At 67.3% G+C, this 23319-nt stretch carries 17 protein-coding genes; 9 read left to right on the top strand and 8 right to left on the bottom strand.

Translation table 11 applies throughout. From position 1 onward, the window contains the following. Positions 1 to 511 precede the first annotated feature (511 nt). Together AB0J87_RS36275 and ligA are read right to left on the bottom strand one after the other, a co-directional pair. The gene (locus AB0J87_RS36275; RefSeq protein ID WP_355198033.1) at positions 512 to 1168 is read right to left on the bottom strand and encodes an HNH endonuclease family protein; all 657 of its coding nucleotides are present in this window, start codon (positions 1166 to 1168) and stop codon (positions 512 to 514) included. 525 nt (positions 1169 to 1693) lie between these two features. Beyond that, the gene (ligA, locus tag AB0J87_RS36270) at positions 1694 to 3769 is read right to left on the bottom strand and encodes an NAD-dependent DNA ligase LigA (RefSeq protein WP_363972670.1); all 2076 of its coding nucleotides are present in this window, start codon (positions 3767 to 3769) and stop codon (positions 1694 to 1696) included. An 815-nt stretch (positions 3770 to 4584) separates the two neighbouring features. Here ligA and AB0J87_RS36265 point away from each other — a divergent pair. After that, entirely contained in the window at positions 4585 to 5355 is a 771-nt protein-coding gene (locus AB0J87_RS36265; RefSeq protein WP_363972667.1) for a hypothetical protein, read from the top strand. Between the two features lie 634 nt (positions 5356 to 5989). On the opposite strand, the gene AB0J87_RS36260 is transcribed toward AB0J87_RS36265, so the two are convergent. Next, positions 5990 to 8635: an AAA family ATPase gene (locus AB0J87_RS36260; protein WP_363972664.1), complete on the bottom strand. Its 2646-nt coding sequence runs from the start codon at positions 8633 to 8635 to the stop codon at positions 5990 to 5992. Between the two features lie 187 nt (positions 8636 to 8822). Here AB0J87_RS36260 and AB0J87_RS36255 point away from each other — a divergent pair, with 187 nt between their 5' ends. From AB0J87_RS36255 to AB0J87_RS36245, 3 genes are all read left to right on the top strand, one after another. Beyond that, complete coding sequence (locus AB0J87_RS36255) at positions 8823 to 9053, top strand: hypothetical protein (RefSeq protein ID WP_363972661.1); 231 nt, start codon at positions 8823 to 8825, stop codon at positions 9051 to 9053. A gap of 224 nt (positions 9054 to 9277) precedes the next feature. After that, the gene (locus AB0J87_RS36250) at positions 9278 to 9958 is read left to right on the top strand and encodes a hypothetical protein (protein ID WP_363972658.1); all 681 of its coding nucleotides are present in this window, start codon (positions 9278 to 9280) and stop codon (positions 9956 to 9958) included. Between the two features lie 225 nt (positions 9959 to 10183). Further along, positions 10184 to 11419 (top strand): hypothetical protein, encoded by a 1236-nt coding sequence (locus AB0J87_RS36245; protein WP_363972656.1) that lies wholly within the window; start codon positions 10184 to 10186, stop codon positions 11417 to 11419. 631 nt (positions 11420 to 12050) lie between these two features. Here the strand turns inward: AB0J87_RS36245 and AB0J87_RS36240 are convergent. Further along, a complete protein-coding gene (locus AB0J87_RS36240) occupies positions 12051 to 12806 on the bottom strand; it encodes a hypothetical protein (RefSeq protein ID WP_363972653.1) in 756 nt (251 codons plus the stop codon). A gap of 1274 nt (positions 12807 to 14080) precedes the next feature. On the opposite strand from AB0J87_RS36240, the gene AB0J87_RS36235 reads away from it, so the two are divergent. Further along, complete coding sequence (locus tag AB0J87_RS36235) at positions 14081 to 14824, top strand: Sir2 family NAD-dependent protein deacetylase (protein WP_363972650.1); 744 nt, start codon at positions 14081 to 14083, stop codon at positions 14822 to 14824. A 98-nt stretch (positions 14825 to 14922) separates the two neighbouring features. Here the strand turns inward: AB0J87_RS36235 and AB0J87_RS36230 are convergent, their stop codons facing one another. Together AB0J87_RS36230 and AB0J87_RS36225 are read right to left on the bottom strand one after the other, a co-directional pair. Then, on the bottom strand, positions 14923 to 16308 hold the full coding sequence (locus AB0J87_RS36230) for an SPFH domain-containing protein (RefSeq protein WP_363972647.1): 1386 nt from the start codon (positions 16306 to 16308) through the stop codon (positions 14923 to 14925). A 143-nt stretch (positions 16309 to 16451) separates the two neighbouring features. After that, positions 16452 to 17675 carry an oxygenase MpaB family protein gene (locus AB0J87_RS36225; protein ID WP_363972644.1) on the bottom strand — a complete coding sequence of 408 codons (1224 nt, stop codon included), beginning with the start codon at positions 17673 to 17675 and terminating at the stop codon, positions 16452 to 16454. 166 nt (positions 17676 to 17841) lie between these two features. Here AB0J87_RS36225 and AB0J87_RS36220 point away from each other — a divergent pair, with 166 nt between their 5' ends. Both AB0J87_RS36220 and AB0J87_RS36215 read left to right on the top strand, forming a co-directional pair. Beyond that, positions 17842 to 18504, top strand: coding sequence for a TetR family transcriptional regulator (locus AB0J87_RS36220; protein WP_363972938.1), 663 nt, complete (start codon positions 17842 to 17844; stop codon positions 18502 to 18504). Positions 18505 to 18691: 187 nt separating this feature from the next. After that, a complete protein-coding gene (locus AB0J87_RS36215; protein WP_363972641.1) occupies positions 18692 to 19537 on the top strand; it encodes an SMP-30/gluconolactonase/LRE family protein in 846 nt (281 codons plus the stop codon). Between the two features lie 217 nt (positions 19538 to 19754). On the opposite strand, the gene AB0J87_RS36210 is transcribed toward AB0J87_RS36215, so the two are convergent. Beyond that, the gene (locus tag AB0J87_RS36210; protein WP_363972638.1) at positions 19755 to 20267 is read right to left on the bottom strand and encodes an NUDIX domain-containing protein; all 513 of its coding nucleotides are present in this window, start codon (positions 20265 to 20267) and stop codon (positions 19755 to 19757) included. 70 nt (positions 20268 to 20337) lie between these two features. Further along, positions 20338 to 20760 carry a hypothetical protein gene (locus AB0J87_RS36205; RefSeq protein ID WP_363972635.1) on the bottom strand — a complete coding sequence of 141 codons (423 nt, stop codon included), beginning with the start codon at positions 20758 to 20760 and terminating at the stop codon, positions 20338 to 20340. A gap of 211 nt (positions 20761 to 20971) precedes the next feature. Between AB0J87_RS36205 and AB0J87_RS36200 the strand changes: the two genes are divergently transcribed. Next, positions 20972 to 21349: a ketosteroid isomerase family protein gene (locus AB0J87_RS36200; protein ID WP_363972632.1), complete on the top strand. Its 378-nt coding sequence runs from the start codon at positions 20972 to 20974 to the stop codon at positions 21347 to 21349. Positions 21350 to 22067: 718 nt separating this feature from the next. Then, positions 22068 to 22715: a hypothetical protein gene (locus tag AB0J87_RS36195; protein WP_363972629.1), complete on the top strand. Its 648-nt coding sequence runs from the start codon at positions 22068 to 22070 to the stop codon at positions 22713 to 22715. The last annotated feature ends 604 nt before the right edge of the window (positions 22716 to 23319 follow it).

Here is a 23319-nt window from a genome sequence, read left to right as displayed (position 1 = left end):
TTGGCTGCGGTGGGCCGCCCGGAGCGCGTCGACGCCCTCGCCGCATCCCACGTCGAGTGCCTGGCACGGCGGCAAGATCCTCGGCCCTGGCTACGAGCACGTCGTTGGGTTGGCACTGAATACCTGGTCACGGCTGCGGTGCATCGTGTCCGAGGGCTGGGTGCTCATGTCGCGTGGACCTTGCGTGGGACGTCGGGGGTGCTCGCGTGTTGTGCCCGCTACCGCCCCGACGACCCTCGCTCCCTCTGAACTGCCCCGCAGACGCCTGCGACAAGAGAGAGCCCCGAGCCTTGGACGTCTCCCCGCCGAGCGCCTGCTGGAGGACTTCCTTGGGCCTGCTTCCCTGGACACAACCGCCCCGTACTTCCGCGCCGGTACCGCCGAACAGGCCGCCGTCGCCGACCGCATCTTCGGGCAGCGACAGCCTTTCGGGCCGCGACAGCCCCTCGGGCCGTACCGCCAATTCCTGCGCGGTTCCTCCTCGATCCCGAGCCAGGTCACAGCCGATATGTCAACGTCCCCGGCAGGTGCGGAGCATGTTGAGCAGAGCCTTCTTCTCCTTTCTTGTCACGAAGAGCCGGTAGTGGTGCTTCACAGTGATCCATGAGGTCGCGTAGCGGCACCAATAGGCGCGGCGCGCCGGACGCCAGCTCTGCGGCCCCTGGCCACCCTTGGCGATGTTGGCGGAGTGGCTGACGACGATCAGTTCGGGTCGGGTGAGGTCATTCGCGAAGGCGCGCCTGCGTGCCTGGCTCCATCTGCTGGCGCCGGAACGCCAGGCGTACGACAGCGGCACGACGTGGTCGACGTCCACATGCTTCTCGCTCTTCAGCCACTTGCCGTCGTACGGGCTGTACCAGAGGCCCTTGACGGGGTAACACGTGGCGTTCTTGCGCACGCGTCGCGCGTCGCGGGCCAGCACCGTCTCCCGGGTGTCGCACTTACCCCTGTGGTGCGCCCATCGGGGCAGGAAGCGCCGGTGGGCATAGCCGCGGATCGATAACGCCCTGGCGACCTTCAACTGGGACAACATACGGCGGGCGAGCGCGGCGCCGGCTTCGGCCTGCGGCCGCTTGCGGGTGTCGGCCGCCGCCGGCGGGATGGCGATGATCGGGAGGACTAAGAGGGCGAGCACGGTCACGTGGATTGTCCGCCTCAAAAGGATCATGGTTCCATCCATACCCGGTAACTCCCCGTTGCGGGCGGCGCTACTCAGTGCGTCACGTTCCTGTGGCGCGGCGGCACACTGTGCCCTGCGAGGCTGATCAGTACGGCCCGGTGAAGATGGCCCCAGGACACCTGCGCAGCCCCCATCCCCGCTGAGCGCCCGACTTTCCGGCCGCCGCCCGCCAACCCGTGCCCAGCACCCCCACGCCGCCCCAAGCGCTCCAGCCGAGGAAGTGCCGGTAGCGCATTAGCCTGGCACGGCGGCTCGTCGAGATCACCAAAGTTCATGTCCATCGGGCACTTCTGCGTTGACGGGCGCAAGATAGGCAACCGGATTCGGGGCGGCCCAGATGGGGTTCCACGGGGTGTGCCCCCGGTGAGGGCGACGCCGACGCTCCAGCTCGCCCCGCCGAGGACCGGGCTGCGCTGTGTGCTCATCCAGTCAGTCGTAGCCGCGGCGCGAAGAGCCGGACGGTCCTCGAGCCGGCCAGCCGGGACACCGCGTCCCGGCGTGGCGCCAGGGTGCTCACAGGAAGGCGCTGACCTGGGTGGCGAACTCCTCCGGATCGACGATCCGCACGCCCAGGCTCTCGGCCTTGGCCCGCTTGGACCCGGCCTTGTCGCCGGCCACCAGCAGTGATGTCTTGGCCGACACGCTGGAGGACGCCTTGCCGCCCGCGCGCTCGATCAGCTCGTTCATCTGGTTGCGGCTCAGCGCCTCCAGCGCTCCGCTCATCGCACCGGTCACCACGACGGACATCCCAGCCAGCGGCAGCTCGGACGCGCCGTCGGCCTCCGCGGCACCAGGCTCGGCGGGTGGTGTCCAGCCCGGCTCCGCCATGGAGACGCCGGCCTTGACCAGCTTGTCGATCAGCGGGGCCAGCTCGATCAGCTCGGCCACCACGACCGGGGCCTTCTCCGGACCGATGCCCTCGACCGCCTGGATCGCCTCGGCGTCGGCGGCGCGGATGGCCTGCATGCTGCCGAAGTGGCGGGCGATGCGGCGGCTCATGGACCGGCCGGTGCCACGCACGCCGAGCGCGCAGAACACCCGGCTGAGCGGCTGGCCCTTGGCCCGATCGAAGGCGGCCAGCAGGTTGTCGGTGCTGGTCTCGCCCATGCGCTCCAGGCCGAGCAACTGATCGCGGGTCAGGAAGAACAGGTCGGCGAAATCGGCGATGAGGCCCGCGTCCAGCATCTGCTTGATGCGGTTCTCGGCCAGGCCCTCGATGTCGAGCTGGTCGCGGCCCACGGCGTAGACGATGGAGGCGATTGCGCGGCACTGGCGCCCGCGCACGCACCGCCACCGCTCTTGCGAGTTGTCGATGGCGTCGCCACAGGAGGGGCAGGCCACCGGGATCTCGATCGGCTGCTCCTCACCCGTGCGCAGATGCACGACCGGCGCTTCGACCCTCGGGATGACGTCGCCCGCCTTGTAGACGGTCACGCTGTCGCCGAGCATCAGCCCGCGCCGGGCGATGTCGGCCGGATTGTGCAGGGTGGCGTAGGTGACGATGCTGCCGTCGAGCTCCACCGGCTCCAGCACGGCGCGCGGGGCGATGATGCCGGTGCGGCCGGTGTTCCACTCCACGGCGAGCAGTTTGGTGATCTTCTCGGTGGCGGGCAGCTTGTAGGCGATGGCCCAGCGGGGCGCCCGCGAGCTGAACCCGGCCTCGGCCTGGTCGGCGGCCAGGTCGCACTTGATCACGATGCCGTCGATGCCGAACGGCAGCTCGGCGCGGACCGCCGCGATCTCCCCCACCCGCTCCTGCACGCGCTCAACGCTGTCGGCCACGATCCCGGCGACCGGCGTGACGGCGGTGGTCTGCACACCCTGCGCGGCCACCCAGTCCATGATCTGGCTGTGCGGCAGCTCCCGCAGCCGTACCGCCAGTTCAGAGCCGTCGTCAGAAGGTGGCAACACCCCATAAGCGAAGAATGTCAGCTCGCAGACGTACGGCCTGTCCTGGGCACGCAGCGTGCCCGCCGCCGCGCTGCGCGGGTTGGCGAACGTGGTGCCGTCGTGGGCTTGCCGCTTGGCGCAGGCCTCCTCGAACTGGGAGGCGGTCATCATGACCTCGCCGCGCAGCTCCACCGTGACCGGCTCGGCCAGCCGATCGGGCAGGCCGACGATGGTGCCGATGGCGTGCGAGACATCCTCGCCCGCGCTGCCGTCGCCCCGCGTGACCAGCTGCGCGAGCCGCCCGTGCCGGTAGCGGGCCGAGATCGCCAGCCCGTCGAGCTTGGGCTCCACGCTCCACGCCGTCACCGGACGGCCCAGCCGGCGCTCCAGCGAGGCCGCCCAGTCGGCAAGCTGCTCGGCGCCGAACACGTTGTCCAGGCTCAGCATCGGCACCGTGTGCGGCACGTCGCCCACCACGGCCCCGCCGGCCACCTTGCCCGTCGGCGAGGACGGCAGCACCGCCTCGGGGTGGGCCTCTTCGTACGCCTGGATGCCCCGCACCAGCCGGTCGTAGGCGTCGTCGTCAAGCGTGGAGGTGCCGTCGGCGTAGTAGGCGGCGGCGGAGTCAACGGCGAGCTGAACGGCCTCGGCGTAGGCCGTGTCATCGGCGAGGACGGTGAAGGGCGGCGTCTCGGTCATGGCACCACCATGCCGGTAGCCACCGACAATTCCGAGACCCAGATCCCTTCCAAACCGGCGATCGGACTGCGGCGCCTCGGACGCTGCCTCGACACGGATCGGCGGTCATGACGACGCAGCGGCCGCCAGGCTACCCCGCCCCCTACGCCAGCCCGAAAAGTCTCCTCATGCGCCATGGTGACACGGCGCGAGGTCCATCGGTGCTGCGTGGCCACAGGTTCGCGCCCGCCTTGATCGTCGGTTCCATCGACTCACCGACATGGTGATGGTGAACGTGCCGACAACTCCGCAACCAGCAGTGAAAGCCAGTAAGAGGAAGAGGGATAAAGCGGTTGTACGTACGCGAATCACCGGGGCATTGTCCCGAACGGTGAGCCCCGCGAGGGCCATGCCACGGCCACGCCTGCCGAACCGCATGGTGGCTGGCTCACTGACCGCGAAAACCCACAGCAACCTGGCCGTGGCCAAGCTCAACGCCCGTGACCGCGCCCAATTTGCGGTTTTCGCATTCAACGCCTGATATCCGGGGCACGGCTCGGCAGACCCGCGCGGCACGACAGCGAACGGGTCGGCTGTGACGGCGGCCTCGTGGTGCTCGGCCGCAGGTACCGGGGCGCAGGGCGACGGCGGTGATCAAGCCGGTCACGAACTCCACGGCTGGGCGGGCTGCTCGGGACCGTGCAGGAGCCTGCCACCGACAGGATCGACCAGCCTGTATCTGGTGCTCGAGTGCGACCTGCCGATGAAGGACTTCGCGTTCACCAGGTCGTGATCAAGGAACGGCAGAATCTGCGATCTCCATGGAAAGGAACCTCATGAATCGGATGATCGTGGGCGCCGTCGTGTCGGCCATGACCATGCTCATAGCCGCCACCCCCGCCCAGGCCGCCGCGGCGGACCCGGTCAAGACGTTGCAGGGCAAGCTGAAAGCGGGCAAGGGGGTGAAGTTCACCGACGTCACGTCCTTACTGCAGGACTCGGAGAAGATCACGTTCCTTCGGCGGTCCGGGAAGTGGCAGTTCGGCAAGAAAGGCATCGCCGCGTCCGACATCACCACCGACTACAACAAGCACACCGGCGGCATCTTCGACTACATGTACTCCCTGAGCGGCGGGCGTACGATCTGGGTCGGCGGCAAGAGCTGGACCACGCACCCGATGCACGGCGAGGTGCCCAATGGCAAGAAGTACCTCGTGGACCCCCTGCGCATGACAGGCAGCTACATCGGCACCTTTTCCCAGCTCGTGAACCCGGCCGAGCCCGCCACGCTGAAGGTCCTGCTCAGGGGCAAGAAGCAGGGCCGTACGTACTCCGGCAAACTCACCTACGCGGCACTGGCGAAGGCGTCACCCTGGTTCCGAGCGTCATCGCCGCTCAGCGAGGGCGACAAGACCGTAGTGGAGTACAAGCTCACGCTCGGCCCTGACAATCTCCCTCGCAAGCTCCTCACCTCGCACCTGGCCTCCACCCACGTCGCCGACGGCGTCGAGGTAGGGGACGGGCGCTTCAGCACCGAGACCAGCTACTCGGGATGGGGCTCGAAGGTCAGCGTCTCCGCGCCACCGAAAAGCCAAGTCGCCGGCTGAGCCCGGAACCGGCTTCGCTACTTCCGGGCATCACTAAAGGCCGCTTACCAGTACGAATCCCGGAGAACGTCGGCCACAACGCCGCGCCGGGAGATCGCGCCTGCTCGGCCTGGCGTCCACGCGTGCGGCCCGGCCACGCCGAGCTCAGCCGGCTCGGCGTGGCCCGGTTCGCTGCGCGACCGCGACGAGTCCACCCTCAGGGTCCGTCACTCCTACAGCAACGGTCGGCCGCCGCTGAGCCGATCGTCTGGGAAGGCGGCCCTCGTCCAGGCGGCACTGCGTGGGGGACGGTTGGCGGGGTGGTACCCGGCAGCGATGCGGGCTGAGGCCTCCTCACCCAAGCGCATGTACCGGCCGAGACCGGTCAGCCACTGGTCGTGGCTTGCAGACCGGCTCAGGTGTTCACCGCGCAGGGCCGTCTGGATGCCGGCGGCCGGGTCGCCGCGTCGGCGGGCGCGCTCGAGCACCGCGTTGATCTGGGCGAGCAACAGCCGGGCGGTCGCGGCCGGATCTCATCCTCGAGGTGCTCGACGGTCGCGCCGAGATGCTCAGCGAGCATCGCATACGGCCGGGACTTGCCCGCCACATTGGTCTGAACCGTCCTGGTAGCAATGCTGCGACCGACCCCAAGGCATCACTGGTGATCGAGCTTCGTCGACACTGCACAGACGTTGCGAAACTCCTGGTTGGCCGGCACGTATTGGGCCCATTCCTCACGCGTCAGCGCGCGATTCGCCACAGCGCAGGCGGCTCCGACGAGATCAGAAGGCAATGCCACGTCCCACAGCCGTATCGTGTTGTCGAAGCCGACGGTGGTGAGGGTGCGGCCATCCGAACTGAAGGCCATCGCGAGGATTGATTGGGTGTGGCCGGTAAGTGGGGCGCCAAGCTGGTGACGGGTGGCGATGTCCCATAACCACACCTCGCCATCGTCACTGCCGGTAGCGAGGGTGCGGCCGTCCGGGCTGAAAACCATCGAGGAGATTCCCCCGACGGCGCCAGTGAACGGTGCGCCGAGCTGGCGGCGAGTGGCCGTGTCCCACAGCCGTATCGTGTGGTCGTCGGTGGTGGCGAGAGTGTGGCCGTCGGGGCTGAAGGCTACCGAGAAGACCTGCGTGGTGTTCCCCGTGAAGATACCCCGGTACGGTCGGCTGAGAGCCGTGATGAGGCTGGCACGGGCGTCGCTGGTGGGGGCAATGTGCCAGGCCGCGGCAGCAAGGAGGGCCGAGGTTGCGGGGTCGCTGCTCAGCAGTTCGCTTCGCGCGGCGAGCTGCCGGGAGATGGCGAGGTCTCGTTCGTGGCTGGTGTTCTGCTGGGCTCGGATGGCAATGGTGGACGCGACGAGGGAAACGACGAAGGCTCCGATGAGCGTGGCCAGAACGGTCCTGCGACGCCGTTTCGCGCGCGTTGCGGCCTTGGTGCTGGCGTTGAGGAAATCCTCCTCGGTCCGGCTGAGAGGAGGGTAGCGGTCGAGCGCCGTGTGCCAGTGCTGTCGGGTCTTGAGGGTCGCGGTGAGACGTTCGGCTCGGTACAGGTAGGAAGCGGGACGGCCGTTGTGGGCCCAAGCAGCGGCGTCATCGACGAGCTGGCTGTAGAGGGCACGGTTGGCCGGGTCGTCCTCCAGCCAGCCACGCAGGCGCCCCCAGGCGTGCAGCAAAGTGTCGTGGGTGATCTGCGCTGTTTCCCCGTCCACGACAATCAGCCGCTGCGCGGCGAAGGCCTCGACCACATCCTCGATCCCGAAGGCTGACTCAACGCACCGGCCCCCGGCCGCAGTAGGTGCCTCGGGCCGGTCAAGGGCGTCGAGCTCCGGGTTGGGACGGCGGCGGTAGGGGATCGGCCGGCGGACGGCCCGCCCATCGCGGGTGACAGTGGTCATGCGGTGAAACACCTGGCGGGCGATGGCCTGCCGGCCGGGGGTCAGGGCGGTGTAGACGGCTTCGGCGCTGGTCTGGACGGCACGGGCGACTCCACCGGAAAGCTCATAGCCGTGGCTGGTGAGCTGGTCGCCTTCGCGGTGCTGCCAGGTCACCCGCATCGCCTCCGACAACAACGGCAACGCCCCCACCTCGTACCCGCCGTCAGATGCCGAGGCCGGCAGATCCGCCAGGATGGCGTCGATCAGGGCGGGGGCGATGTGCAGGCCCGCCTGCTCGGCGGGCCCGGTAATGGTCAGCCGTAGCTGCGGCGCGCTCATCGGCCCGACCAGGAACACCCCGTCCCTGGCCGCGTCGGCCAGTTGGGGATAGGCCGCGCAGGAGGACAGGAAATCGCTGCGGATCACCGCGATCACCAGCGCGGCCGGCTCCCCGTCAGGGCCGCACGGATGGGCAGCTGCCGCGTGCAGGGCCGTGATGAAGTCGGCGCGTTGCCGTTCGGCCGGGCTGTTCAGGCCAGGGTGGACGTCATCGGGAAGGGTGAAGATCTGCTCGAACTGGTCGATCACCAGGATCAGTCGCTCCCCGGTGCTGGCGACGACCGTGCCCGGTGCGGCGTGTGCGTCCACAACGTCGCGCACCACCGTGTGCGCCTGGTCGGGGGTGGCTTCCAGCAGTGTGCGGATGGCCGCAGGGTCTCTGCCCGCGACCCTGGCCAGCGCCCGCGCCAGCTCATCGCGTGGCTGGGTGGTCGGACGCACCACCGCCACCGGCCAGCGGGCCGACTCAGCGCTCAGTCCTCCGGTGGCCAGTGCCGGCAGCAGGCCCGCGTGCACCAGGGAGGACTTGCCCGCTCCCGACGCCCCGCTCACCACCAGAATCCCGGGCTTATCCAGCCGGTCGGCCAGGGCGTCCACCAGCTGCGCGGTCAGCTTCTCTCGCCCGTAGAACACCTCTGCCTGGCTCTGCCCGAATGGCGCCAACCCCAGATAGGGGCACCTGCTCGCCCACCGGTTGGCGACAGCAGCCGGATCGGCGTGTCCTGCCGGCCGCGCTGTGTCGACGGGATCGGGCGGGGATTCGCGGGCGGAGCGCAACCAGCGCCGCCACTGCTCCTCATCCAGCAGACCTGCGCTGACCCGACTATGAAGCACCCGGCGGCCACGGCAGTGCTCGATCAACACCCGGATCAAGACGAGGAAGGCCGCTTCCGATTCGGGCGGATGCCGACCGCGCTTCCAGTCGCTGACCCGGCGATCTGACACCGGGCGACCTCGCCCGCCGGGACGGCGCCGGTTGGCCTGGGTGATCGCGCTCTTGAGAGGAAGGTCGGCGGTCAGCTCCAGCAGTTCGGCCAGCCGGTCGGCGAACAACTGCCGCGGTGTCGTCTCCGTCTCGCTCATCACCACCCCAGCCGCTGGGCCCTGCCTCCGGACCGGACCGGACCGGGAAGACCACCGTAAAGCCGCTGCCAGCGGCAATACACCCGCCGTGACTCAACCGGTATGACCCGTCACGTAGTGGGGTGCGTCAATCGGCGGTGACCGGCACTCACGTCCGCGACCACCCACCTGCCGACAGGAGCACCCTGTGTCCACGACCATCCTCAACCTGATCGGCGGCATCGCCGCCGCCCTCGCCGCTGCGGCCTGTCTTCCCCGCGCCGCCACCCACCTCATCAAGGCCTGCGTCCCGCTCGTCGCCGCACTCACCGAACTGCGCGCCGCGATCATCCACGCGACCCGCCAGGACGCTTCCACCGCCTCCAACAGCCGGGCCGACCTGCTGGCCGGCGGCAAGCCTCAAGGCCCCAAGGCGTGAACGTCTGCTCACCCGGGCTCGTCAGCCCGCAACGCCACCTCGAGAGCCTGGCCTCCCGCCGGTCCATAGCGGCCACCACAGGTCGGCGTCACACGGCTTACGCACGAGTCTCGACGCATGACCAGAACCCACAGCTCCAACTCGACGCTCCGCGACGAACTCAGGCGTGCGGTATCACGGCGGAGGGCTTGCCATGCGCTGTCCCCGGATCGCACTCTGTAGCAATGACGTCGCCCTCTGAAGACGAGCCTCCGGCCGACAACCCGTCCAGCGGCCAGCCCGGCGCTTCTGCCGAGAAAGCGCAGGCCGGGTCTGCGGCTGATGACGACACCAAAGTCGGCCTCTGGCTTGTGGGCGGCCTCATCGCATGGGTGGTGGTGGGCACGCCGTTCGTCATCGGCCTGGTCGGGTCGCTGGCAGGCGTTGACATGGAGAAACCGGCGGGGCAGGCGCTGCTCGACAGGTTCTACTGGTGGGTCGCGCTCGGCGTGCCAGGAGCGATCGCCGCGGTCGGCGGTTCCTTCTGGGGGGTGACCACGCTGCTGGCCCGTCGCCGGGAACGGGTGGCGCGGCGGGAACTTATCCTGACCGAGCGCGTCAAAAGGCTGCAGGACATGGTCAAAGAGGCGCAGGCGGTCTCGCGCGAGCTCGAGCGCTACCTGCAGGAGCGGCTGGTCGCGCTTCAGCAGCTCAGCGCGCAGGTGGACAGTACCGAACGGCTGGCGGCGCTGACGCCCGAACAGGTCAAGGCGCTCGACGACGTCTTGCGACGCCAGTTCACCGGACAGAACCGCAGGGGATTCGTCACTCAAATCGTCTTCTTCCTCTTGGGCATCCTGGTCGCATTCGTCGTCAATTGGCTGTCCAACCCGATGCTCGCCCTCGTGCGAAACTGGCTGTCCTGAGCAGCTGGTGCAGGCGTGGCGCCGCGAGCCGACCAGGTATGCGGGTGGGTTCCGCGCTGTTCGGGCTGCAGATCGCCGATGCATGCGGCGCGTTGCCGCGCGGCCGCGACATGCCTTGAAGGCCGGTCCACGTGCGTGACCTGCGAGAAGGGGCCTCGAACCCGAGGAGGAGCAGCTGAGCCGAGCTGCCCACTTTGTGCGTTGGAGACCTCTACAATGCCGCGGGTGGATCGTGACCAGATTCTCCTGACTCATCCCGGTGCCTCGAAGCCCAAGTACCTGGAACTCCGGATCGACGGGGCCGAGCTGCACCGGAACTGGTGGGCCGGCACTGGGAAGCCTCAGGGACGCACGAAGTCGTTCGATCACGGAGACGCGGCGCGCGAGGCTCTGGAGAAGGTCGTCACCGAGAAGATGCGTGACGGGTACGCCCTCCTCCGCGACGTCGCGGCAAGCGAACCGGGCGACGTCGTCGTACAGTGCGCGACACAGGCGAAGAACGGCGTCGTGGCGATCGCTCTGCACCCGGACGGCCACACCGCCGCGGTCGCCCGCGGCATCCCCGACCGGATCGGGGCGGCCGGCTCCGATGTGCAGACAGTCGACCTACGGACCGGCGCGCGCCAGGTGGTGTACACCGATGCGTACCAGTACTCACTGATCCATACCGTGATGTTCGAACCGGACGGATCGCACCTGACGTTCACCGTCCGCGACACGATCTCCATGGCGGAGGTGAGCTACACGGTGGCGCTCGCCACCGGTCATGTCCAACGCCTGCCCCACACCCGGCCAGGGTGGGATGCCGCCCGCCGGCGGATGCTGGTGGTCGACAACGATCACGCGCTGCGAGTGCTGGGCCCGGACGGCGATTCGTGCCTCGATCTTCCGGCAGGCAAGCGCTTCCAGACCACCGCCGCGCTGTCGCCGTCGGGCCGGCTCCTCGGCCTCGCCCACGACCCGGACAACCGCGATACGGAGTACGACCTCGAGATCTGGGATGTCGACGCAGGTCAGCGAGTGCTCGCCGCCCCGTTCCCCTTCCCGGCGGGATTCCAGGGGATCAGCCACCGGTTCGACAAGCTGGCGTTCGACGGGGCCGAGCAGATCCTTGTCGCGAGCGGCGCGACGTCAGGATGCTTTGGCGTCTCGGTGGAATCCGGTGCCTTGTGCTGGGCGATCGAGGACGAGTGGGAGGGGTGCGAGCGGTTGGGTGACTTCGCGCTGTCACCCAACGGCACCCTGCTCGCAGGCGTTCTCCACCGCGGCCCGGTGGTCGTTTATGACGTTGCGACCGGACAACCGCTGGAGCCGCACTTCGCCGTACCCGGCGAGCGGTCGGGCTGGTACCAGGAGGTTGGTTTCTCCGCCGACGGCCGACTTCTGGCGGTCAGCGACTACCCCGGTCGCACCACGGTGTTCCGGTTCGACGGTGTGGAGTTCACCAAGCCCGGCGGCTGATCGCCGGCACCCGGGCGACTGCGGTCGTAACCGCATCCGTTGACTGTGCGGTTGCCGTTTTTGGCGAGCGGTGGGCGATCTGCTTGCCTGCGAACGGACCATCGCCAGGTGCTCGATGGGCTGCTTGGGGGTCGGTGACTCGGATTCACCGGTGCTGTGCAGCTCGGAAAAGTGGCCGGGGAGCCGGTCGAGAATGACCGTGCTATTGGCAGCCCAGACGGCCCATGAGAGCGGATGGATGTGCCAGTCGACGCAGAGCGGTAGCCCGTCGACCTGGCCTTCCATGACGACCGGCGGCTTCTCCCCGCGGCGAACCGGATACCCGCCGACGTACGCCGAGACGATCCGCCGCCGCTGTTGCCGTACCACCGCTTCAGTCCCGACTGGCAGGTGTTCCGCGACACGCTTGTGCGACTGCCGGCGGTTCGCCGGCCGTGGTTACGCGCGATCTATGACCGGGCGGCGGCCCTCTGATTCGAGCACCCGCTCTCCTGGCCCATCTCGGAGACGAAGAGGGGTCGCAGCAGGAGGCGAACATACGGCCGAGGGTACGTTGGCAGGCGATCCCACGGCGGAGCCTTACGCAGCGGGCGCGACCGGGCCGGTCATCCGGCCCGGTCGCGGAGGCAGATCAGCCGGGCGGCACGACTCCGTTCTTGGAGACGGGGACGGCCAGTTGCGCGGCGCCGGTGAGCCTGAGCTCCTCGGGGGGCAGGTTCCCCAGCACCGGGTTCAGGTGTCTCAGGGTCAGCGGCACCGGGGAGATGGCCGGGCTGCCGACGTCGAACTTCTCCAGGTCGATCCAGCGTACGACGTTGAGCACGTCCGCCGGGATATCGTCGCGGGCCTTCTGCACCGGGACGCAGAGTTGGCGGGCGGCGGTGACCTGGACGGTCTGGGTGGGGATCTGGTTGACCAGCACGGGGTTGAGCTGGGTGAGGGTCAGGGGCAGGTTCATGGACGGGTTCGGCTGGTGCGCGTAACACAGCAGGTCGATGTGCGAGATGACCCGCAGGATGTCCGGGGCGGGCACCACGCCGTTCTTGGCGACCGGCACGCACAGATGCTGGGGCACGTTCAGCGTGACACTGATGCCCGGTACGTTCTGCAGGACCGGGTTCAGGTGGCGCAACCCCAGATTCTGGTTGATCGAGGGCCCGGTCACCCGGTAGCACGACAGGTCGACGAACCTGACGTAGTCGAGGACATTCGGCGGTGGGATGACGTTGTTCTTGGCCACCGGGACGCAGAGCTGCTCGCGCTGGCCCAGCGTGACCTGCACGGTCGGCAGGTTACCGAGCACGGGGTTGAGGTGGCGCAGCACCAATGTGGTGGCCGGCGGCTGGTACGTGGTGGTCTTGAAGCACTCCAGGTCGAGATTCGACACGAATTCCTTCGGCGTCGGCAGGGCCAGGGCCGCTGCGGGCGGCGCGACGAGGAAGGCGGCAGCGAATATCGCGAGGCCAGCGGATAAGAGACGTCTTATTGCGATTCTGCCGCGGGGATTTGGTGCGCCCTTTTTGTTCATGTACCCTCCAGGGCCGGATTGTTTGCTTTGACTGTGCGCTTGTGAATCCGGCTTGACAAGGCTCGTGTCCGCAATGTGCCACGGGTTTGTAAGCATGCATATCCGGCAATTTAGAGTGACCTAAAATTTCAGCCGTCCACTTCCCTCAATCCCTCATTTCGCCTGCCATTGTTTACTGCTCGGACATGGCAGTCGCGGCCCGGCTGAACCCGACCGCCGCCGGGGAGACCCGGCGCCTGCCAGAGGAAATCGGTGCAGGACGGCGCCGGGGCAGGGAGATCGCGGCGCTCCACGGGAGTCGTGCTCGCCCTCTGGGGGCAGTTCGATGGCACGACGGGGTGGGCCAGAGTGCCACCCGCGGGCCGGCCGTCGGCTGTCACGAAGCGGCCGGAAATCCACCCGAGCACCACGGTGGCCGGAGTCAGAGCCACACAGGCACGGTGCGGCGCGCGTGACCGGTCGCAGCCGAGCAGGACGGGCGGCCCAGAGAGGCGAACACACCGATCAGACGTCCGGTGATTCGGGCCTGACCGGCTCGGGTCGGCCCGACACGATCGAAGCAGCCGCGTCCATCAAGCGCCGCGCGGGCCGGGCACGCCGGGCTACCGCTGCCGGATCGGCAGGATCTCGATCGGAGGCGTTGTACGGGCTACTCGCCGATGGACTGGTCTTCATCGACCACAATCAGCAGCCTTCGCCCGCCAACTGAAGCGGCGGCTCGTGGGAGCAATTAGGCGCGCCAATCCATTATGGCTGGTAGTTGTCGTCGATGGTCGGCTCCTTGCACAGCCTGACTCCACTGTATGCGTCGGCTGTCATCGCCCAGTTTCCCGGGGAGGCGACTCCGGCAATCAGAGCCACTGTATGAAGCGAGTTTGCGAGGACGCCTTTTTCGAAGTCGATGCCACTCGCGGTTGCTGCCATTACCAGGTCATGCTGATCCATCACGGTCGGCCCACCTTCGAGGTAAGCGCTGCCGCAGGCGGCCAGCGTGCGCGACGGTGAGGCTGCTGAGGGTCGGGTTGTTGATGGTGATGGTGGCGCACAGGTGCACCGTACGGAAACCGGATTACTGCGTGCCGTAGGTCGGAAATGCGGTGGTATGAGACATTGCCAAGGCCGACAATGATCGTATGCCTGACGCTGCCATCGCTGAGCGCAAACCTCGGCTTGCGGTCCTCACGGGAGCCGGGATCTCCGCCCCCTCGGGGCTGCCCGTGTACCGAGGTGGCAACGGCATGTGGGATCGCAACCCTGACATCGCGAAGCTCACGACCGCCTCCCGCTGGCACGGCAAGGCCCAGCAGGCATGGGAGCACTGGAACGAACTACGCCGCGCCGCATCCATCGCCCGACCAAACCCGGCGCACGAGGCGTTGGTCGCCGCCGAATCCCACTTCGACGTGCACATCGCCACCCAGAACATCGACGGGCTCCACACCCGGGCCGGATCCGCGAACGTCACCGAACTCCACGGCAACGCATTCGCCACCCGCTGCTCCCGGAAGGCATGCCACGCTCGCAACGGCGCCTGGTTCGACGACGACATCCACGAAACCGTGCCCACCTGCCCGCACTGCGGACGCATCGCGCGCCTCGACGTCGTCCTTTTCGGAGAGCAACTCCCCGCCAAGAAGATGCGTGCCTCGATCGAGGCTTCCCGCCGCGCCGACGTGTGGATCGCCATCGGCACTTCCGGCACGGTGTTCCCTGCCGCCGGGCTCATCGAGTTCTGCCGACCCGGCACGGTCCGGGTGCTCGTCAACGCCCAGCCATGGAGCGACAGCGCTTCGACGTTCGAGAAGGAAGTGCTCGGCGACGCCGCCGCCGTTCTCGGTGATGTGCTCCGCGAACTGCACGTCGCAGCCCTGAGGTGACTGGCTGGTCGGCGTGCGCCCGCTCCCGGCGCCGAGCCGGTGCGGCGGTCGGCGGACCGGGGCCCGCCACAACAGCGAACAGCGGGGAACCTCGCCGATCAGGAAGCCGGCGTGTCCCGGTCGATCGCGGAGCGCAGCACTCCGACCATGGCGGCGAGCTCGGCCAGCAGGCCCGACACGGTGGTCCGGTCGCTGCCGTTGATCGACACCATGCGCAGCTCCTCCGGCTTGGGGAGTTGCGCCATGATCTCGGGCAGCAAGCCGATCAGCTTGGCCTGAAGGCTGGCCGGAGACTGCTGGTTGTCGATGTCGGCCCGCATCCGCAGCCGTTCCACGTCCAGCAGCGCCCGCTCATGGTCGGCCAGCGCCCGGGAACGCGCCAGCTCCAGCTCGCCGGCGAGCTCCAGGCTCTTGAGCTCCTGTTCCCGCTCGATCCGGAGCCTGCCGGTCTCGGCCTCCTCGGTGTGCCGTTCGCGCTCCATCCGCAGCGCGTGCAGGGTCGTCTGGGTCTCCAACTCCGCCACCGCCCTGGAGTCGTCGTGCCGGCGCTGGGTGCGCCGCAGCCGCTCGGCCACCTCGGTGTCGAACTGCCACGCCTCGTTACGGGCCCGCAGCCCGGCGAGCTCCCGCTCGTTCTCCAGGCGCTGGGTCTCCTTGAGGCGGTCGGCCGCCATCTCGCGCTGGGTGATCGCCTCTTCGGACTGCAGCTCGGCCAGGCGGGCGAGCTGCCCCTGCTCGGCCCGGTAGGGCTTCTGTAAGTTCTCCCAGAGCCGCGACGAGCTGACCACGGCCTCCTTGATCTGGACGGTGACGATGCGCAGGCCGAGCCCCTGGTCGCTGTCGTCCTCGCCCTCGGCCACCGCGCGCAGGCGGGCGGTCAGCTCCTCGATGATGGGCTGCTTGTCGCTGAGCACGTCGCGCACGCCCATGGTCGCGACCTTGTCCTTGATGGCCGCCTCCGCCTGCTCCCGCAGCTGGAGGTTGACCAGCCGCATCGGGTCCTGCGGATCGCTGAAGTCCAGCTTGCGGTACGCGACGGGGAAGGTCTGGATGATCCACTGCACGTACCCCTGCACCAGCACACCCTGGAGCTCGCGGCAGACGCAGTAGGCGTTGATCAGGATGGTCTGGGTGGCCCCCGGCACGACCAGGAAAGAGTCGGTGGACGGGTTGAAGCGGAACGACACGCCCAGGCCGACGTGCAGGGGCTTCTCGCGGCCACGCCGGGTGTGCACCACGAAGGCGTTGGGCGGGACGAGCACGTTCTTCCAGCGCCAGAACCCGGTGATCCGTACGTCCACCGGGCCCGCGGCCGCCGTGTCGGGCGCCGCCCCGCCGATGGCCCGCTCGCGCTTGGCCAGCGGCCCCGCCGGCGGCGCCGGCTCGCCGGGGGCGGCGCGGCGTGCCCTGAGGTCGTCCTCGAGCACCGCCTGCTGCGCGACGACCCGTTCCAGATAGGCGTTGCCCTTGTCAGCGGTGCTCATCGTCCCCTCCGCCCACCTCACGACTGCCGCCGAGTCTTGCCTACGCCGCCGAACCACCGCAACCCGCGATCCGCTCGCGATGCCCTACGCCGTTGCGGGCGGTGTGAGACCCGAGGGCCGCGCGGACGCGGCGACGGCCGTGATCAGCTGGGCCGGTTGCCCGTCGGAATCACGATCTTGGTCTGTGCCCCCTTGGTGAGGTAGTACGTGGTCCACTTCTTGACCGCCTCGTCGAGGAGCCAGGCGGCGGCGGGCACCAGCGGCAGCCCGATCAGACCCTCCCGGAACTGCACCAGCAGCGGCCAGGCGGTCTTGACCACCGGGTCCCACAGCGGCTCGCGTCGGATGCCGTTCCAGTCGGCCACCTGGTTGCCGGTGAGGTACCTGGAGAACGCGTTGACGAGAGGCTTGTCGACGCCGCCGGGGCTGGTCAGCTCCGCGAGCATGTCCCGCAGGATGGCGTTGAGTTCCACCCCCTCGGTGGTCGGCCCCATGTTCCTGGGCAGGACCAGGTCCGACTGGGTGTAGGAGGTGTCCCAGGTGGCGGGGAGGAACTCGTCCCTGATACCGAGCATGTGCCCCAGCATCTGCACCGAGTGCAGGTACCCCGCGGCCTCGGTGGAGGAGATGCGCACCTTCCACTCCCGCATCCCGCGCATGGAGTACGTCGCCAGGGTGTGCCACGTGACGAGCATGTCCTCCTGGCTGATCGGGATAGGGCCGGACCAGTGGGGAGACGACTTCAGCAGGTGCCGCACCGCCGCGTGCACCAGCCGGGTCTTCACGGCCTCGACCACGGCCGTGCCGCCGGCGCCCCAGGCGTTCTGGGGTCTGACCGCGTACGCCAGGATGTTCGTCTTGGCGATCCGGTCCTTCAGATCCGCACCACCCGCGGAGTAATAGACGGCGCGTGCCTCCTTGGGGATGGCGGTGGCCAGCATCCCGGCGCCGACGATGGTGAGGACGACGATGTAGTTCCCCTTGAGCGCGTGGAACCGCGCCCCGGCATCCAGCAGGGCGGGGTCGGCCCACGACGGCAGCTGACGCGCCTGCTCGATGAAGGCCCGCAGATCCTCCGGCAGTCCCGCGGGCAGGGGCTGGTCGTTGCGGTTCCAGTCGTACAGCAGCCGGTTGACCTCGGGTATGACGCCGCGGTCGAACAGTGAGGCGAGGAGCGGATCGGCCACGTCGTCCCACACCCATCGGGGGTCGGCGCCGCTGCCGGAGCCCGCGATCGAACCACTGGCCGGCCAGGTCCAGTCGCCGGCCAGGGAGGCCGCCTGGGCCGGGGAGATCATCCCTAACGCGCCGAGCGCTCCCATGGCGGTGCCCGAGATCAGCACCTTGCGCCTGCTCAACTCTGCCATGCTCTGCACTCCTTCGAGGTGGGGGGTTCCGCTCCGGGCATGCGAGAAATGGATGATACTGAGAAACAAATCATGAGTCTGTGTATCATCATCAGAGCACAGTGTGACGAGCATCACAAGACCCGCGTTTGAGGCAGAATCCCTACAGGAGGGGATCGTGGAATCGATGCTGTCCGGATTCATGGCGCTGTCGGACTCGGATTCGTTGCTCCAGCGCGCCTATGTCGATGCCGTCGAGCGCGTCGACGACAGCGACGAGCTACGGACGCGCATCCTTGACGCGGCGTACGAGCAGTTCTGCCGGATGGGCATCAGGCGCTCCACCATGGAGGACGTCGCCCGGCTGGCGAAGGTGTCGCGGATCACGGTCTACCGGCGGTTCGACACAAAGGACACGCTGATCGAACACGTGGTGCGCCGGGAGTTCCGCCGCTATTTCGACCAGTTTCTCATCGACATCGAACAAGCCGGCACCGCTGCCGACAGGGTGGTGCTGGGCTTCGTGAGCTCGTTGCGGGCAATTCGCGGCAACCCGCTGATCGGCGGACTCATCGCCACGGAACCGGACCTACTCGTCCCCTCCATGACGGCTGACGGGGGCCAGACCCTCGCCACCGTGCGGCATTTCGTCGCCGGCCAGCTCCGCAGCGAGCAACGCGCGGGTAACGTGTCGAGCGGTCTCGACGTCGACCTCGTGGCCGAGATGATGGTGCGGATCTCCACCTCTTTCCTGACGATCCCCAGTGCCGTCATCAACCTGGATGACGACGAGCAACTGGCCGCGGTGGCCCGGCGGTTCCTCGTCCCCATGCTGGAGCCATCAGCCTGAGCTTCAGTCCCGCGCCGGCTTCGACGCGACGGCTGGTCCGACGCGGCTGAACGGCCCGCCCGTCGGGCATCTGCCACAAACGTTCGCAGGTTTGAGGTCGTCGTGTCGATCGGGCAGGGGGTCGTTCGTGTAGAGGGCAGGAAAGCCGGGCTGCGGTCGGTGCAGTCGGGCGAAGTGAGGAGGCGTCATGTCCAAGCCGAAGGTTCTGCTGACGGGCCTGGGGATTCCCGAGTCGCCGCGGTGGCACGAGGACCGGCTGTGGTTCTGCAACTGGATCGACAGGGAAGTCGTGGCCGTCGACCTTGACGGCAAGTCGGAGGTCGCCTCCGTACGGGGCCCGGTGCCGATGGGGTACTCCATCGACTGGCTGCCCGACGGCAGGCTGCTGATGACCGGGGACAAGTTGCGCCGCCAGGAGCCGGACGGGTCGACGGTCACCGTCGCCGAACAGGGTGGCAACGAGATCGTCGTGGACGGGCGCGGCAACATCTACATCAATGGGGCGGACTTCGACTTCGCCGGTGGCGGCGCGCCCAAGCCCGGCTACATCAAGCTCGTCACGCCAGACGGCGAACTGCGCCAGGTCGCCGGCGACATCCAGTTTCCCAACGGCATGGTCATCACGCCCGACGGCCGGACGCTGATCGTTTCCGAGTCGTTCGCCGGGCGGCTCACCGCGTTCGACATCGATGCGGACGGAGGTCTGTCCAACCGGCGGATCTTCGCCGACGGCGTCGCCCCGGACGGCATCTGCCTGGACGCCGAAGGCGCGGTGTGGGTCTCCGCCGGCGGGTCCTCGATCGCCCGCGTCGCCGAGGGCGGCCACATCCTCGAGCGCATCGAACTGCCGGAGGAGCGGGCACCGTTCGCGTTGATGCTCGGCGGTCCGGACCGGCGTACGTTGTTCGTCCTGACCGCCGAGTGGCGCCAGTCCGATGGCGTCACGGACAACCTCCAGCGGCTGACCACCGGACCTCGTACCGGACAGATCCTGACCTTCTCCGTTTCTGTGCCTGGCGTCGGCAGGCCCTGATCAAGATCACGGAACGGCTCGAAGCAGCCGGTCTTCGGGTTGTGGTGGGCCGTAACGCCCGCGTTGGCACGCTCAAAGTCGAAGGACGCTGACGGAGCAGCACCGATCGCGCTGGGTCCGGACGGGAGGTAGCTACTCTCTCGCCGGACTCCGGTCCTCGCTCAAGGTGCTCTCCCGGCGTCACACGCGACACCGTCTGCGTTTCCCGCCTTACCGATCATCCCAGCAGGTGCCACGGCAGGACGATCGGCGAGGCCGGGAGGTCCCCGACCGCGAGCCGCGCCACCAGAGGGCCCAGATCCCGGGGCACGACCTCCTCTCCATCCGGGGGCGGCCCGGCCAGCTCGGCCTGGGGCCACCAGTGGAATCGGTCGGTCACCGCCCGCTCCTCCTCATCCATGCCGGAGGTATCCACCTCCAGCCCATTCACGCGCAGCACAAAGTAGAAGTCGCGGGAGAAGAAGCGCCTCCTGCCCTCGGACCACGGGCCCTCGCTCGTCGCCACCACCGGGCCGAGTGCTTCCGGGGCCACGACATGCCCGAGTTCCTCTCGCAGTTCCCTGGCGGCGGCCTGCTGCGCGCTCTCGCCAGGATCCACGCCTCCTCCTGGCGTGAACCAGGCGTAGCGTAGGCCCTCTACCTGCAGAAACCTGCCCCGGTAGAGCAGGATCCGGCCGGCAGGGTCGATCAGCAGAACCCGGGCTGACGCCCGAGAGATCACTTCGCTCATCGCGTCATCTCCATACGGATGCTCAGGATGGTGATATGAGGGAGAGAGAAGACCTCGGTCAGGGTGGGGATCAGCGCATTGCGCTCATGGCGCGTTCGATCTTCTCACTCGGGTACGGCGTTGTCCTGCGGGTGCCGTACAGGTCCCAGTAGAAGTCGTTCATGGCCGCCGCCACGGGTGCGTACCGGCGGATCACTGCGGCTACAGCCGGCGGGGCACCAGCGGGGTCCGTGCCGTCCGCGCACGCGCGGATGTATTCGTTACGTTCTGCCGGTATGCCGTTCTGCGGCACCTTCACCCCGCAGATATTGGTGACGAGCCAGTTGACCAGCCGCATCAGCGCGTAACCGATGTCGTGGGTACGGTTGCGTTCCAGGAACTCGATCTCCTGCGCGGACAGGTCGAACCGAGGGGAGGTCGCCAGCCCGAGGTCGGCGATGTACAGGCGTTCACCGTCGGTGAGGATGTTGCCGAAGTGGCCGTCGAAGTGCATCAACTCCTGGCCGAGTTCCCGACGCCGACCTTGCTGAGATGGTTTCGGGCCGGCGACGCCGGGCTGGTGCCAGGACAGCAGGGGTTGGGATGTCGAAGGTGATCATTACCATCGATAAGGGCGGAGCGACATCCAGCCGAGTCCGTGCTGTCAGAACTCTCCAGCCCTCAAGTATGAGGATCCGTACCGACACGCAATTGAATGGAAGACTGTGGACTACGAAACTCTTCAGGCCGTCCGCTTTTTCATCAAGGATCGCTATTTCCACACGCTTGATAACAACTTACCGGACGCCGGAAGACTGTTCAGGGAGAGCACTGTTATAACCTTTGATGGTGGGACGTTCGTAGGCGAAGACGCTCTCCCGGATTACCTGGCCAGCCTCGCCGAATCCAACTCGGGCTATTCCGCCCGCACTGTGGCCGTCGACGCGCATCTCCTGGCGGACGGCACCATACTCGCTTTGGCGAGAGGACGCTGCATGCAGAATGGCGAGATGGGGCATTTCGTTCAGACGTTCATCCTCGTACAGGATGGCGACTCATACTACGTCGCCCATGGCATCTACCAAGATATTGGTGATGAGTAACGGTGAAACCTGTGGGTCGGCCGGGAAAGAGTGCACCTTCCCGGATCATCCGATGACACTTTCGACATGAGGCGGATCTTGCGGCGTCCGCCTGCTCTTCGCTGATCAATCAGATCGTCGGTGAGGGCGCCCCAGGAAGTGCGTCGACCGCTACCGCGCCGGGTTCTGACTCCGCGACTCCATCCAGTACTACACCGGCGTAGCCGAGGCATACGCACTCTGGGGCAAGACCGACCGCGCAATACGAGCCTTGCTCATCGCCAAAAAATAGCGCCTTCTGAAGTACGACGCTCCGGTACCCGCCAGGTCATCACCGAGCTACTTCGCCGGGATCCCCACAGCAAGCTATCCGGCCTGCGAGGACTCGCCCGGCGCGTCGGCGCGGCGTCACCCTCTAAATTACTCCGGTGACACTTCGCGATCATAGCTCGGACCTGCGCTGGTAGCGGCAGAGCGCGGCCCTTCGCCTTGGGAGGGTTGCACCTTCATCAAGAAGAGTCGCTGGGTCATCGATTGAGCACTCCGTGCGATCCTCGATCAGACTGGACACGATCATGTAAGCCCTTGGGCATAAGAGAGAATGGCTCTTGCCGTTCGCGGAGCCTGGGGTTGGCTTCATCGGCATCGTCAGGCCTGTCTGGCACGGTCCAACGCCAGATGGGCCACTGGATGCCGACCGTAGGACGCGCTTCAGACGATTTCCTGATAGGAGAAACTCATGGCAGAGTCGAACGACCGGCAGAAACGTGTCACCATCACGCTGGAATACGTGGCCACCGAGGACACCGATTACGACTATGGCAGCGCGTTCTACGTTGCGGGCGGAGCGGCCACCGGCCCCCGGTCCGGCTCCAAGCGTAAGGCACTTCTGACCTGTCCGGTCACGCTTGACGACGTCGGTCGTGACACTGCGGGTTCTGGCCGTTTCGAAGGTGGAGATTGTATAATATTCGACGACGACGTATATGTCGATGACTTCGTCGAATTTGGCCTCCAATTCCGCACGTACACCACCGACTTTGGCGACGAAGACACGCTCCAGTCATTGGCTTCTACGCTTACTGCACACATCGAAACTGCGGTCGAATCCCTGACCTCCGTCGCCAACGGCGCGTTTGCCGGGGCTATTCTTGCCGCCACGCCACCGGCGCTGGCCATTCGGTCGACCCTCGGTGAGGGTGACACCATCTTTGGGACGGTGCAAAAGAGAGTGAACGTAGCCGACTGGCCGGATGGGGACAACGAATATATGTGGACGCTCGCAGATCAGAGTTGGAAGCACGATAAAGAAAGAGGGGAATTCGCGAGCCGTCAGTGGACCTACCACATCACCTACAAAGTCGATGTGCAACCTGTGCTGACGTGAGCCTCTGGCCCACTGGACTCGTCGTAGCCCTATGCAGACCATTAGGACCCGCCTCCGGGATGGCCATGATCGCTTAGTGCAGGTAGCCAAGTGGGTGCGGTGGGACCGCCTTCCCGTCAGCCATCACCCAGGGCTCAGCCAACCATGTCATGGCCAGGGGGAAAGATCGTTGTTCCAGTAGGGAGCTCCATCTCTCCCCCTGCCATGACATGCTTCCTTACCGTGGGCGACGACAGACGGGAAGGCTGGGAGGCGAACCCTTGTCGCCGGGAATCCCCTCCACACCACCCGAATAGCTTGGCCCGTGTATGGTCACCGACAGTGAGCGTCCGTGAGACTCTACGGGACACCCTGATTCCGCCTTTCCCGTCTTTTCCCAGTTCAGAGCCGCAACGCTCTCTTTCCAGCGTCCACAGACGACCTATGTTCTTCTGTGGACACGCTTACTTTGCGACATGTCCAGCCGTGTGTCTTGCAGGTCCAATGGCAGGCACCCTTCGTGATCAACTTCGCGTGTCAGACGCTATACCCGTCGGGATGGGCCTTCCGGATTCATTCCGCGGCGATCTTGAGTGGCCGGGATCCGCTTGAGTTTCCGGTACGT

Origin of the sequence: Nonomuraea sp. NPDC049625 (assembly GCF_040675285.1) — a bacterium.
Taxonomy (GTDB): domain Bacteria; phylum Actinomycetota; class Actinomycetes; order Streptosporangiales; family Streptosporangiaceae; genus Nonomuraea; species Nonomuraea angiospora_A.
This window is presented reverse-complemented; position numbering and strand designations above follow the sequence as displayed.